The sequence below is a fragment of the Streptomyces sp. G7(2002) genome, from assembly GCF_028870195.1.
In the GTDB taxonomy this organism is placed as follows: domain Bacteria; phylum Actinomycetota; class Actinomycetes; order Streptomycetales; family Streptomycetaceae; genus Streptomyces; species Streptomyces nigrescens.
The window spans coordinates 6922281-6936124 of the sequence record NZ_CP102609.1 but is presented as its reverse complement, the minus strand read 5'-3'; the positions used below and the strand labels follow the sequence as shown (position 1 = coordinate 6936124).

General features: G+C 72.2%; 7 protein-coding genes. 3 read left to right on the top strand and 4 right to left on the bottom strand.

Features of this window, described 5'->3' with window-relative positions; translation table 11 throughout:
• Positions 1-22: 22 nt before the first annotated feature.
• Positions 23-346: a WXG100 family type VII secretion target gene (locus NUT86_RS29620; protein WP_026170319.1), complete on the bottom strand. Its 324-nt coding sequence runs from the start codon at positions 344-346 to the stop codon at positions 23-25.
• 365 nt (positions 347-711) lie between these two features.
• Positions 712-2313, bottom strand: coding sequence for a type VII secretion protein EccB (locus NUT86_RS29615; RefSeq protein WP_274738422.1), 1602 nt, complete (start codon positions 2311-2313; stop codon positions 712-714).
• 344 nt (positions 2314-2657) lie between these two features.
• On the opposite strand from NUT86_RS29615, the gene eccE reads away from it, so the two are divergent.
• The 3 genes from eccE (at position 2658) to NUT86_RS29600 (ending at position 7891) form a co-directional block, all read left to right on the top strand.
• On the top strand, positions 2658-3884 hold the full coding sequence (gene eccE / locus NUT86_RS29610) for a type VII secretion protein EccE (protein WP_018093369.1): 1227 nt from the start codon (positions 2658-2660) through the stop codon (positions 3882-3884).
• Positions 3884-4726 (top strand): hypothetical protein, encoded by an 843-nt coding sequence (locus tag NUT86_RS29605; protein ID WP_148590170.1) that lies wholly within the window; start codon positions 3884-3886, stop codon positions 4724-4726. The genes eccE and NUT86_RS29605 overlap by 1 nt, the downstream gene beginning before the upstream one ends.
• 333 nt (positions 4727-5059) lie before the next feature.
• Positions 5060-7891 (top strand): SCO5717 family growth-regulating ATPase, encoded by a 2832-nt coding sequence (locus NUT86_RS29600; protein ID WP_274738421.1) that lies wholly within the window; start codon positions 5060-5062, stop codon positions 7889-7891.
• A 392-nt stretch (positions 7892-8283) separates the two neighbouring features.
• Here the strand turns inward: NUT86_RS29600 and NUT86_RS29595 are convergent, their stop codons facing one another.
• Together NUT86_RS29595 and NUT86_RS29590 are read right to left on the bottom strand one after the other, a co-directional pair.
• Positions 8284-9231: a bifunctional riboflavin kinase/FAD synthetase gene (locus NUT86_RS29595; RefSeq protein WP_018093372.1), complete on the bottom strand. Its 948-nt coding sequence runs from the start codon at positions 9229-9231 to the stop codon at positions 8284-8286.
• A 205-nt stretch (positions 9232-9436) separates the two neighbouring features.
• Complete coding sequence (locus NUT86_RS29590; RefSeq protein ID WP_274738420.1) at positions 9437-13522, bottom strand: hypothetical protein; 4086 nt, start codon at positions 13520-13522, stop codon at positions 9437-9439.
• Positions 13523-13844: the final 322 nt, after the last annotated feature.

Below are 13844 nucleotides of genomic sequence, written 5' to 3'. Positions count from 1 at the left end.
CGCGGTCAGCGGCGCGGCCCCATCATCCGAACGGGGAAGCCGAGGCGGAGATGTGCGAGATCGACTGCGCCTGCTCCTCTTCGGAGGCGGAGTAGTTCTTGGTGGTCTGGTCGATCGCTTCCTTGATCTCACCCAGGAGCTGGTTGAGACGGGTGGCGTCCTCGTTCACCTTTGACTGGAGCTGGTTGTACGAGGAGGCCGCAGCACCCTTCCAACCAGACGTGATGGTGTCGACGACCGTGTTCAGGCGCGAGATCTCGCCCTGGATCGACTGGTTGACCGAGGAGATCTTGCCGCTGAACGCGACCATCTCCTCCTCGGTGGTTGTGTACTGCTGACCAGCCATAGTCAACGTCCCCCATGAGACTTGTACGTCGTACCGCACCGGGCAGCCACAGGCGCTCGCGCGGCAGGCATCTCCTGCTGACGCCTTTGGCTACTTTAACCACTCGATATGGCTGTTCCCAACAGGGGGAGCGCTGTTGTGACGGGATCACAACAATGTCAACTGGCCGTCAGTGAAACGTCGTTCACGAGAAACGGACAGATGTGCCGCTATCGGTCATTCGCCAACAGGGCCGGACCGGCGAAGATCACATCGAGAAGTCCGTCGCGGCCCCGGAAGAAAAGCGGGAGCGGGGGAATCCGGAGTACGCCGAAGGCCGCACCGAATGCCGGTTTCCCCGGGACTCGGCGCGGCCTTCGCTCATCTCAGGACGACTGCGGCTTCTTGGCGCTCTGAATGTCCAGCGACGGGCCGGCCGAGAGGAGTTCGGACCAGGCCTTCAGGATCAGCGGCGGATGCGTGCCCTCATAGCCGAGGTGGATCTTCGCCTTGTCCTGTTCGTCGTCGGCCTTGCCGGACTTGCTGTCGCTGTCGTTGTTCCTCGGCAGCGGATAACGCAGTCCGGTGTCGGTGATCAGGAACTGGCTGCCGGTCTTCGTCTTGGGGTTGCGCACCTCCGTGTACAGCAGGCCGCTGCCCGGAGTGACGTACGAGTTGGCGCCGGTGGCGATCTTGACCGGGTAGTCGTCGCCGACCCAGGTCTGCATGTCCGGCACACCGTTCGGGTAGCCGAGCTGCTTCTCCTCGCCGCCCGGGAGCTTGATGTTCTTGCCGTTGTAGACGCTGCAGGACACACCGTTGCGCGTAGGCCTGGTCAGTCCGCCGGTCATGGAGCCGTGTTCGAAGTCGTTGGCCACCGAGAGGCTTTCGGACGGCCACGGGCGGGGGAAGCCGCTGGCGATCTCGCCCATGAAGTTCGTCGCGTTCCCCGCGTCGTCCGACTTCGGGTCGACGGCGTTGACGGCGATGGGCTCGGGCTTGATCGGCGAACCGTCGCCGTTCACCTTGTCCGCGTTCGCCCCCTCCTCCAGGAGGTTCGCGATGAAGCCCGACACCTGCTCGACGCCGTCCCGCTCGACGACGTACTTCTGGCCGGTGCTGTCCTGGAGGATCGAGCCGATCTTCTTGGCCCGCTCCGGGACCTTGGGGTCGGTGGTCTCTCCGCCCGCGCCGGAGACCACGGGCATGGTGATCCCGAGCTGGCGCGGGAGGACGAGGAGGGTGTCCATGAACTCCTGCGACACCTGCTGCGGCTGGGCGGAGCCGAAGATCATGCGGCGCAGCCTGTCGTTGACCGCTTCGCTTCCGCCGTTGAACTCGAAGGCCTTGCCCTCGCTGTCGACCAGCCACCTCTTCTTCTCGGGGTCCTCGACGTACAGCGCCTGACGGGGGGCGACCCTGTTCTTGCCCTCGACGGCCTTCTTGTCCTTGCCCCCCAGGACGAACACGGCCTGCTGGGGCTTGCTGTTGAGGCCGCTGCCGGGGCGGTTGCACACCGCCCAGGTCTTCGGCTTGTCGGCGTCCTCGGTGGAAGGCAGCCGGTCGGGGGCGTAGGGAATACCGATGGCCGGACCGTGCGGGATCTTTCCGTCCAGCTCGGATTCCTTGACCTTGACCACCTTGAACTTCGGGTCGATAAGCAGCCGGGCGGAGGAGAGGTTAAGGATGGGGTGCAGCAGTTTCTGCTTGTCCTTGCCCTGCAGGACGATATAGCGCGTGGTGGATTCGTCCCCGACGATGACATTCTTCCCGATCTCGTCCCAGCCTTGCGGGGCAACCGGCTTGAGAATGCCGCAGGCACCGAATCCCACGAGGATGACAACGCCCATCACGATGCTGGGTACCACCGCCTTGAGGGGGCGGGGGGCGCTCTCGATCGAACCGTTCGGCAGCGGCTTCAGAAATGCCGCATTCGTGCGCTTTCGAGCGAACGAATACGCATTCAGCTCGTCCCGACGTGATGCCATTGTTGCTTTCTCTCCCCGCCTGTCGGATCCACATCGACCGCCCCCGGCACTCACGCCGTAGCGCCCTCTACTATGCCGTGTGTCGATCGACCCGTACGGTACGGGTGCCACCTTCCAACGCACCAGTCTCAGCGGCGGCCGATACGCCTAGAGGCCACACCACCAGTAGAGGAGCAGGCCGGGGGATGTCCAGCGCCACCAGGGCTCGACGCCGCAACGGGCGGCAACAGCAGCAACAGCCTTCCGCTGCACCGCAATACGCGGGAAATGCTGGCCAAAACGGCACAGCTCCGGGCAACAGAGAAAATGGCGGCCGGGGTTCCGCGGCCCGCCCGGCAGGTCCGGTGGCACCGCGGCTGCGCCAACAGGCCGGAACCATCGGCGGGGTGCGCGTCCAGCAGCTGGCCATCATCGAACTCGCCGCGGCCCTGGTACTGGTGGGCTGGTCGATCCACCCGGCCGCACTGACCGCGGCCATCGTGATCGCGGCCATTCTGGTCATTTTCGCGCTCGGCCGGCGGCGGAGGATTCCGCTGCCGGAATGGATCACCACCGTGCGCGCCATGAAGCGCCGCGGCAAGGAGAGCGCCGCCGCCCTCGCGGCCACGCAGGGCGTCGACCCGGCGATCGCCCCCGTGGTGGAGTGCGAACCGGCGCTGCGGACCTACGAGTTCACGACCGAGTCGGATCAGCGCGCCATCGGTTTCGTCGGTGACGGCACGTTCCTGACCGCCATCGTCCAGGTGGACGCCCGCGACGAGCCGCTGCGCCCGCAGCGCGGCAGCCACATGCTGCCGCTCGAGGTGCTGCACACCGCGCTCGACATCGAGGACATCCACCTGGAGTCGGTGCAGTTCGTCCAGTACACCCAGCCCGCACCGGCCCCGCATCTGCCCGAACAGGCCGTAGCGGCCCGCTCGTACGCGCCGCTGCAGGCCCAGTCGCAGACCCCGGGCCTGCAGTTGACCTGGATCGCGCTCAAGCTCGACCCCGAGCTGTGCGCGGAGGCGATCGAGGCCCGCGGCGGCGGGGTGGAGGGCGCCGAGCGTTCGCTGCTGCGCGCCGCCGACCAGCTCGTCAGCCGGCTGACCGCGCACGGGGTGCGCGCCAAGGTGCTCGCCGAGCGCGAGGTCGTGGCAGCGATCGGCACCGCGGTGTGCGTCAGCCCGCGGGCCGCCAACGGTGCGATGGGGCGCGACGGCCGGGCGGCCCGGCGTACCCAGGAGACGACCCGGGCGATGCGCTGCGACGACCGGTGGCACTCCACGTACTGGATCGGCCGGTGGCCCCAACTGGGCGAGGGCGGTGCGCCGCTGGCGGCCGTCACCCAGCTGCTGACCAGCACCAGGGCGATGGCCAGCACCTTCGCGCTGACCGCCACCCACGGCGGCGGCCGCGCCCCGGCGATCTCGGGTTACATCCGTCTTTCCACCCGCAGCGAGAACGAACTCTCGGCCGCACAGAGCGAGTTGGAGCGCCGTTCCGGTTCCGTGAAGGTCGGCCTCGTACGGCTCGACCGGGAACAGCTGCCCGGCCTGCTGGCCACGCTTCCCCTCGGAGGTACCCGCTGATGGCCTCTCCCACCTATCAGCCCCGTGTCAACACCAGCGGCAACGGCTGGCGCAATCCCCCTCTCGGCGGCGACGCCGGCGGCCGCCGGCTCTCCCACCAGCCGCGCCCGGACGAGGACCAGTCGGGGCCGACCGGTCCGAAGCCGCGGCCCGGTTACGGTCTGCGCGGTCCGCGGCGCAGCCCGCATGTGCTGACGGCGGAGTCACTCGCCTCACTGACCCTGCCGGTCGGCGACGACGGCGTGATCATCGGCATCGACCCGCAGAACCAGCCCGCCGTACTGAGCCTGCTGCGGCCCGCGCCGATGGAGATCGCGCTCGTCGGCAGCATGTGGATGGCGCAGGTGCTGGCGCTGCGTACGGTCGCCATCGGCGCCCGGGTCGCGGTCGAGACGGCGCGTCCGCAGGCCTGGGGTCAGATGGCGCAGGCCGCGGGCGGCGGACAGCAGTGTGTGTCCGTCCACGACGTGCGCCAGATCGCCCCCCAGGGACCGTCGGTTTCCAGCCCCGTGCTGGTCGTACGGGACATGGGCGCACGCCCGCCGCGCAATCAGCTCGCCCCGAGCCCCTGGCAGTCGGTGCTGACCGTGCTGCCGTTCCTCGGACCGCGGTCGCCGCAGATGCTCGGCCGCGCCGATGTGGTCGGTCTGCAGCGGCTTTCGCCCGAGGAGGCGGACGTTGTGACGCGAATCATGCGGCTGCCGGAGCAGGTCGGCGCGGTACTGCCGACGCTCAGCGACAACGCCATGCTGTGGTGCTCGCGCGACGGCCACCAGTTCGTCATGACGCAGCCCACGGAGGCCGAGACCAACCTGCTCGGCGGGCCACGCCGGATGGACTGACCGTCATTGCGGGCCGGTGGCCCGCGGAGCGCTGTGCGCAGCGCGTCCGCAACCGGCCGCGGGGCACGACTTACGGGCGCATCCACGGGTGCGCCCGTAAGCGTGCCGAACGGTATGAAGACGACATGACATCGACTGCCGTTATGGCCCGACTCTTGATTAGGCTGTGTGGGAGAGCCGCAGGAGCACAGCACGACGGCAGTCGATACGGGGATGGAGACAGTTAGTGTTGGCGCAACCCCGGGTGGTGTGTTCCGACTTCCGCTACATCCGATCGATCCGCCTGTATCCGGTCCTGCCGTTCAGGTGCGTTGCAGTACACCAGGAGGCACAGTGAACGAGCAGGAGGCTTTCCGTCCGGACGGAAACGATCCTGACGACGACCAGTCCGAGTTCGACCTGACCGGTGAGTTCAAGATCGATTTCGCCGCACCGGCCTGGTACGCGAGCAACGACACCAGTGGTGGCGGCACCAGTGCCACCGCTTCGTCCGCGGCTCCTCCTGCGTCCTCGCCCGCCACTCCGACCGCCGGGGCCCAGCCCCCCGTCGGGCCGCCCCTGGGCCAGCCGCTCCCCGGGCCCGCGGAGGCCGCACCGCCGGGATTCCCGACGCTGCGCCCCCAGGAAACGGGCAATGACGCCCCGGCCGCCGCCACTCCCCCGGCCACCACGCCGGAGGTGCCCACGGAGGCCGCACCGGCCGCGAACGAGGGTGCCGTTACCGGTAATCAGCGCTCGGGCACGGGCGTCGATCCGTCGGTCTCCCTCTGGGGCGACGACGATGACACGGAGCCGGAGGCGGAGAGCGCGTCCGAACCCGAGGTCACGCCCGCCGACGCGGCACCGCAGCCGGAGACCTCGGCTGCGCCCGCCCCCGTCGAGGACGGTGCACCGGACGCTGAGGCCGCGATTCCCGCGCAGCCCGCGCCCGAGGCCGCCACACAGGGCGCACAGCCCGCACCGGCCCAACCACAGCCGCAGCCGCAGCCGCAGCCGGTTGTGCCCCAGCAGGGCGTGCCCGTGCAGGGTGTTCCGCAGCAGGAGGTTTCCCAGCAGACGGCTCCGCAGCAGCAGGACGTTCCGCAGCAGGCGACGCCGCATCAGGCAACTCCGCCGCAGGGTGTGCCCCAGCAGGGCGTTCCGCAGCAAGGAGTTCCTCAGCAGGGTGCTCCTTGGGGCACCGCGGCGGAGGGTCAGCAGCAGGGTGTGCCGGGACAGGCCACGCTGCCGCCGCTGCCCCCGGAGTACCAGCCCGCGGACCCGCGGACGGCACAGGCACAGGCACAGGCCGCTCAGCAGCCGCAGCAGGGCCAGCAGCCGGCACCCGCCCAGCAGCAACCGCAGGCGCAGCCGCAACCGCAGCCGCAGCCGCAGCCGCAGGCCCAGCCACAGGCCGGGTACGCCCAGGGACAGCCCGCACAGCAGGCCGGCTACCCGCAACAGCAGCAGGGCGCGCCCGCGCAGCAGCAGCCCGCGTACGGCTATCCGCAGCCCGCGTACGGCTACCCCCAGCAGGCTCAGCCGCAACCGCAGCCGCAGGCTCAGCAGCAACCCCACGCGGCCGCGCAGCAGTCCGGTTACGGCTACCCGCAGACCGGTGCGCAGGGCTATCCGCAGCAGGGCCAGGCGCAGTCCGGTTACGCCCAGCAGCAGGCCGCCCAGCAGGCGGCGCAGGCTCAGGCCGCCCAGGCGCAGGCCCAGGCCCAGGCCCAGGCAGCGCAGGCACAGCAAGCCCAGCAGGCGCAGCAAGCCCAACAAGCTCAGCAAGCACACCAGGCCCAGCAGGCCCAGCAAGCGCAACAGGCCCAAGCGCAGCAGGCCCAGGCCCAGCAAGCGCAGCAGTACCAGCCGCTGCCCGGTCAGCAGACCGGCGACCCGAACGCCGCGGCCAACTACGCGTCGTACTCGCAGCCGGGTCAGCAGCAGCCGCAGCAGCGGGCCGCTCCCGGCGCACCGCTCGGCTACAGCGCTGCCGTCGAGCTGACCTCCGACCGGCTGCTGCGCAACCAGCCCAAGAAGCGCAAGCCGGGCGCCAATGCCCAGCCGTCCAAGTTCAAGCTGGGCGCGAAGAAGGAAGAGGCGGAGCGGCAGCGCAAGCTGGAGCTGATCCGTACGCCGGTGATGTCCTGTTACCGGATCGCGGTGATCAGCCTCAAGGGCGGTGTCGGCAAGACCACCACGACCACCGCACTGGGCTCCACGCTCGCGTCCGAGCGGCAGGACAAGATCCTGGCGATCGACGCCAACCCGGACGCCGGCACGCTCGGCCGACGGGTGCGCCGCGAGACCGGTGCGACCATCCGTGACCTGGTGCAGGCGATCCCGCATCTGCACAGCTACATGGACATCCGCCGGTTCACCTCGCAGGCTCCCTCGGGCCTGGAGATCCTCGCCAACGACGTCGACCCGGCCGTCTCGACGACCTTCAACGACGATGACTACCGGCGGGCGATCGATGTCCTCGGCAAGCAGTACCCGGTCATCCTCACCGACTCGGGAACCGGTCTCCTCTACAGCGCGATGCGCGGAGTCCTCGATCTCGCCGACCAGTTGATCATCATCTCCACCCCGTCCGTGGACGGCGCGAGCAGCGCGAGCACCACCCTGGACTGGCTGTCCGCGCACGGCTACGCCGACCTGGTGCAGCGCGGCATCACGGTCATCTCGGGTGTCCGTGAGACCGGCAAGATGATCAAGATCGATGACATCGTGTCGCACTTCGAGACCCGTTGCCGCGGTGTCGTGGTCGTCCCCTTCGACGAGCATCTCGCCGCCGGTGCCGAGGTCGACCTCGACATGATGCGGCCCAAGACCCGCGAGGCGTACTTCAACCTCTCCGCCCTGGTGGCCGAGGACTTCGCGCGGGCGCAGCAGGCGCAGGGCATGTACCCCCAGCAGCAGATGGGCGGGGATCCGTACGCCCAGCAGCAGATGGGCGGCGACCCGTACGCGCAGCAGCAGTACGCCCAGCAGGGCCAGCCGCAGCAGCCGCAACAGGGCCAGCCGCCGGCCGGCTACCCGCCGCAGCAGGGTGGCTGGACCCAGCAGCCACAGCAGGGCCAGCCGCCGGCTCACTGGCAGCAGCAACAGCCCGCTCCGGACGCACCGCAGCCGGACGGGCCCGGTCTGGCGCCCGGGTGGCAGCAGCAGCCGCCTCCGCAGTGAGGCAGGCGTAGCGCAATACGGGGCGGGGCCCGGCACTTGTGATGTGCCGGGCCCCGCCCCGTATCACGTCATCCCCCGGTCGAGTGAACCGATCCCGGCCGAACTCCACCTGATATCAGCCGAGTTGGGACGGCGGGACCGCTGAATCCGCCCACCCCGAAGCTGCCGCACCTCTCCTATACCCGCCCACCCCCCGAAGGGGGGTGGGCGGCGGGGAAAAAACCAGCGGGGGGTAGGGGGTGGGGGGGGGAAGGCGGCAGCCCCTGGGGGGAAGTAACGCGGCAGCCCCCGGAAGAACGGCGGCAAGGAGCAACCCAGAGGCAAAGGAAAACCCCGGCAAGGTGAACACCCCAGAGGCAGGAGAAGCAGAGGGAACTAACCCACCCCTGCGCTCACCCCGCCGCCGCGATCAGCCCCCGCGCCAGCTTCACGTCGACCGCCATCCGCTCCAACAGGGCGTCCAGCGTGTCGAACTTCTCCTGGCCGCGGATGTAGGCGAGGAAGTCCACCCCGACGTGCAGGCCGTACAGGTCCAGGCCGACGCGGTCGATGGCGTATGCCTCGACGGTGCGCGCCTTGCCGTCGAACTGCGGGTTGGTGCCGACCGAGATGGCCGCGGGCATCGCCTCGCCCTCCACCTGCAGCAGCCCCGCGTAGACACCGTCGGCCGGGATCGCGGTGTGCGGCAAAGTCTCCACATTGGCCGTCGGGAAGCCCAGTTCACGGCCGCGCTGGGCACCGCGTACGACGACGCCCTCGACGCGGTGGGGCCGGCCGAGGACCTCCATCGCACCGGCCACATCGCCCTCGGCGACCAGGCGTCGGGTGAGCGTGGAGGAGAACGGCTCGCCGCCGCCCGCCGCACCGCGCTCGAAGAGGTCGATGACCTCCACGGTGTAGTCGTAGGTGGTCCCGAGCTCGGCGAGGGTCTCGACGTTGCCGGTCGCCTTGTGCCCGAAGCGGAAGTTGGGGCCCTCGACGACGACCTGCGCGTGGAGCTTGTCGACCAGCACCTTGACCACGAAGTCGGCCGGGGACAGCTTCGAGAACTCCTTGGTGAACGGGAGGATCAGCACCGCGTCCACCCCCAGACCGGCCATCAGCTCCGCGCGCCGGTGGTGCGGCGCCAGCAGCGGCGGGTGGGTGCCGGGCCGCACGACCTCGCTCGGGTGCGGGTCGAAGGTGACGACCACCGCGGGAATCCCCAGCTCACGGGCGCGCGCGACGGCCTTGCCGATGATCAATTGGTGGCCGCGGTGCACTCCGTCGTACGAGCCGATGGTGACGACGCTGCGCCCCCAGCCCTCGGGGATGTCCTCCAAGCCACGCCAGCGCTGCACTGTGCCCGCTCCTCGCCCGAACCCTTGTCCGTCCATTGCGCCACGTCGGCATGGCGCAGGTCTAAGACTGCCATGCCGTGGGTGGTGCTCCGCGCGAAGGGTGGCTCAGGACGGCCGTCAACCGCCGGTGCGCGGGACGGCCGGCAGGTGCGAGCCGGTGCGTCCACGCGGGCCGGGCGGCGTGTCCGGCCCGCTCGCCCGCCGGTCAGCCGAGGGACCCGGCGAGCGTGGCTCGGGCGCCGGGGCCCACCACTGCCGCCCACTCCCCCGGCTCGTCCGCCACCCAGTCCTGCACCCGCCGCGCGAAGCCGGGCACCCGCCGCCCCAGTTCCACCAGCCGCCGGTCGAAGCAGTCCGCGCCCTCGGGCGTACGGGCCAGCAGCATCCCGGTGCGGTGCACCAGCTCCCGGGTGCGCTCGGCCGGCCGCCGCTCCGCTCCCTCCGCGGCCGCCTGCAGCAGCGCCTCCAGCACACGGGTGTCCCGCCCGGTCTCCTCGTACCCGCCGTGCGGTGCCGCGTACGACGCCTCCTGCGTCAGCAGCACCTCCAGCAGCTCACGGCGCAACGGGGCCGAGTCGCCGGAGCCGACCTCGGCCACCACCGCAGCGAGCGCGCACCGGACCGGTACGGGGTATCCGGTCAGCAGCTCGGCGGCGAGCGGGCGGAGCGCCGCACGGGCGGCCGGTCCGCGTTCGAGACGGCGCTCGACGAACTCCGCGACCGGCCGCGCGGTGCGGTCCGGGCAGTGCCGGGCACAGTCGCGGACCAGACCGTCGATACGGGCGGCGAGCACCGGTTCCTCGGTGCGGGCGAGCATCCGCAGCAGCCCGGCGGCCACCGGCGGACCGGCGCCTCCGACCAGCCGGGCCCGGAAGGCGTCCAGCACCGGCCCGGGATGGTCGGTGAGGGCGGCCCGGAACGCCATGGGCGGCAGCTGTGGATCCCCCGCCACGAAGCGGGCCAGTGCCCGGTCCAGGAAGCGGGCGCGGGTGGCCGGATCGCCGATCAGCAGGGCGAGCGCGGAGCCGTGGTGGGCGCTGTCGGCGGTCCGGGCCAGGAGGCAGAGGGCGGCGTAGCGCAGCAGGGCGCGGTCGGCTGCGGCGGTCACGTACGGGGCGGCCCGCAGGCCGTAAGACGCGGCGGCGGCCCGGCGCTCGGGGCGTTTGTCGTGCGCCCAGCGGTCCACGGCCCGGCACACCGCCGCCGGATCGTCCTCGGCGAGCGCGTCCATCAGCTCGTCGCCCTTGGGGTGCGCGGCCTCCACCAGCGCCTCCGTGAGGGCGTCGAGCGCCTGTCGGCGGTGGGTGTGCAGCAGGGCCTGCGCGGCGGCGGCCACGGTGATCTCGCGGGGCAGGGCACGGCGAGCCGGGCCGCCGGCCTCGTCGCCACCGGGGCGCTGCAGCGGGCGGGTGTCGTCGAACCAGGCGCACAGCAGCGGCTGCATCCGCTCCGGGTCCGCGCACAGCAGCTCGGCCGCTGCGTCGAGAAAACGCGAGGAGCGCGGTGCGCCCGTCTCGGTCATGGATGCTCCGGCGGCCTCGTCCTCGCCGGACGGTCCGTCGCCGGTGTCCGCAACAGGAGTGGGGCGGGGCGCTCCGGCCGGGTGCGTCCGGCCCCGCGAGGTCTCGCCGTCCCACCGGCCGGCGGACGGGTCATCGGTGGGATGGACGCGTACGCGCGGGGGTGGGGCGAAGGCGCGGCCGGAGCACTGCCCGTCGTCGGACGGCACCGGATCGCCCGACGACGGATCGCCCGACGACGCATCGCGCGACGACAGGTCACCCGACGACGGACCGGACGACGCCAGACCGGTCGTTGACGGACCGGACGACGCCAGACCGGCCGATGACGAGCAGGACGACGAGAGCCCAGCCGGAGGAGCAACGGCAGCGGACGCGGACGCGGACGCGGACGACCGGCTGCGTGGCACCGACGGACCGGCCGGCGCACCGGCCGTGGCGCCCGCCGCTCCTGCCCGCTGCGCGCCACCCCGCTCCCCACCACCCGGCACCCGGCCCGCCCCCGCCGGTGGCCCGTCGGCCGGGAGCAGGCGGCGCAGCAGATCCATCCGGTCCTCGTCCGGCAGCGCCAGCCGCTCCCAGAACCACGGCCCGAAGGCCTCCAGCCCGGTGTGCGGGAAACCGCCCGCCCGGAGCGACCGTTCGGTGATCCGGTCGGCGAGCAGCCGCAGCACGCCCGTGTACGGCCTCGCGTCGGGGACCCGGAGCAGCACCCCGGAGAGCACGCGGGCGGCCCACCAGCGGCCGTCCACGGCGTGCGGGGCCGGTGTACCGGCGGTGGGGGCGGTCGCCATCGGCACCAACTCCGCCAGCCGGAAGGTCAGTTGTACCGAGCCCTCCCGGGCGGCGAGCCGCAGCAGCGCCTGGACGACCGGCCCGGGGCGGCGTCCGGGGACGGGCAGCAGATCGAGGTCGGCATGGGCACCCTGCAGCCACTCCGCCAACTCCTCGTGCGCGAAGCGGTATCCCGTGCCCGCCGGGACCAGCAGCCCCTCGGTGAGCACCGCAGAGGCCCAGCCGGCCGCCCGCGGAAAGACCTCCTCGAAGGACGTACGGTCCAGCGCGCCCGGGCCGGGGCCGAGACAGCGGCGGGCCGCCTCGTGCACCTGGCCGGCGACCTGGGCGGCCAGCCTGCGTACGGCGGTGCCGCGCAGCACGGGCCGGTGGGCGGCCGCGATCCGTACGGCGATGCGCAGGCACACCAGGTCCAGGTAGGCGTCGAAGATCTGGTGGCGGTCCGGAGTGCCGAGGCCGGTGTCCCGTCCGGATGTGTCCCCCTTGGGCAGCGCCGCCCGGACCTCCGCGAGCAGCCGCAGGGCCAGCGGATGGCGGGCGTCCGGCGCGGCCGGTGTGCCGGGTGGCAGGCCGTAGCGGGCGCGGGCGCGCTCCGCCGCCTCCTGGGGGAGGTCTCCGAGCTCCACGCAGGCGGGCAGCGCGGGCACCGGACGGTGCGGGCGGTGCAGCAGGCCGGGCGGGAAGAGCGCACCGGCCCGCTCCCAGTACTCGGGACGGCAGGCGATCACCAGCCGCACCCCGGCCGTACCCAGCCAGTCGGCCGTCGCCCCGGTCCACTCGGCCAGCCGCCGCAGCAGGCCCGTCGGCATCTCCTCCGGCCCGTCGAGCAGCACGAGCAGCGGACGTCCGGCCGCGGCCGCCGCGCGGGCCACGCCCTGCGCCGTGATGTCCGCCGGATCACCGGCCGTACGGCCGGCGTCGGCGACGGTCCGGCCCGCGGAGCGCAGCGCGCGCTCGACCGCGCTGCGGATGCCGTCGTCGCCGGGCCGCAGCTGCGCACCGCGCAGCCAGACGGTCGGCGCGGGGGCCGGACCCTGGGCCCGGCGGCCGGCCAGCCCGGCCAGTTCGGTGCTCCGCCCGGTCCCCGGCTCCCCCACCAGTGCCAGTACGCGTGCGCCCGCTGCCCCGTCGTCGTCCCCGAAGCGCGTGAACTCCGCCGCCACGTCCGGCCGTTCGACCGGCTCGCGCCACAGTCGTGGCCGCGCGGCGGAGCCCAGCGCCACCTCGGCGAGGTGCCACGCGCCGGCCTGGTTCAGCTCGCTGCCGTAAGCCGGTACGTGCGCCGCATTGCGCTCCAGCAGCGCGGCGAGCGGGCCGCGCGGTGCGGCCTCGGCGACCGCGCGCAGCGGGATCGCGAAGCCGTCCGCCCGGCGCCCTGGGGTCTGCCCCGCCCGGACAGCGCCGGGGGCCTGGGGGTGCAGCGCGGTGCCGAGGACCCCGAGCACCGCCCCTGTCCGTGCGTCCAGCACCGGTCCGCCGACCGCGGGACCGCCCAGCCGCAGCGCCTCCCGGCCGCCCGCGCAGAGGCCGAGTTCCAGCGTTTCGTCGAGCAGGTGGACGCGGGCGGTGGCCGTGTACATCACCCCGGAGCCCGGCCCGACGACCGTGCCGTCCAGCCAGCCGCCCGCCCAGAGCCGGGCGCGGGTGCCCGGCGCCGGCCGGCCCGTGGCGAGGGGCAGCGGCGCGAGCCGGTGCGGTCCGAAACTGTCGGTCCGTACGAGGGCGAGCCCGGCCTCCGGAAGGGGCGTGATCGCATCGGCCGCCACCAGGCAGGTCCATCCGCCGCCCCCGGCCGCACCCCCGCCCGCGCCGTCCGCCATGGGCTGCAGCACCAGCTGTGCCGCGCCGTCCACCGCTTCGTGGCTGGTGACCACGGTGCCGTCGTGGTCCGCAAGGAAGCCCGTACCCCGCGTCCGACCTGCCAGATCGCGGATACGCACCAGTGCCACGTCCGCATCGGCATCCAGCAATGCCATCGCCGGTCCTCTCGCCCTGTCCGTCCTCCGAACGGTAAGCAGGCGGTGATCGTCCCGACAGGGAGCGCTGCCAACGCGCCCCCGTCCACTCCTTGATTCACTCCGAGCGCCTCACCGAATGAGTGAATGGCCGGAACCTGTCGGAGTGGAGGGGCAGGGGCGGGTGGCGCGCGGGCCGGCGCCGGTGCCGGTTGCGGCGGCACCCGCATGCCCTCGCCGCCGCCGGGTGGCCTTCGGTGTCCCGTGTGCGGCCATGCAGAAGGCCGGGTCCCGAGCGCGTCTCCACGCTCCGGACCCGGCCCTCGATATCAGGCCACGAACC

Excerpts from the sequence above, each read along its gene's own strand:
- NUT86_RS29620 (WP_026170319.1), bottom strand. The coding sequence starts at position 346 with ATGGCTGGTCAGCAGTACACAACCACCGAGGAGGAGATGGTCGCGTTC.
- NUT86_RS29590 (WP_274738420.1), bottom strand. The coding sequence starts at position 13,522 with ATGGCATTGCTGGATGCCGATGCGGACGTGGCACTGGTGCGTATCCGC.
- NUT86_RS29605 (WP_148590170.1), top strand. The coding sequence starts at position 3,884 with ATGGCCTCTCCCACCTATCAGCCCCGTGTCAACACCAGCGGCAACGGC.
- NUT86_RS29615 (WP_274738422.1), bottom strand. The coding sequence starts at position 2,313 with ATGGCATCACGTCGGGACGAGCTGAATGCGTATTCGTTCGCTCGAAAG.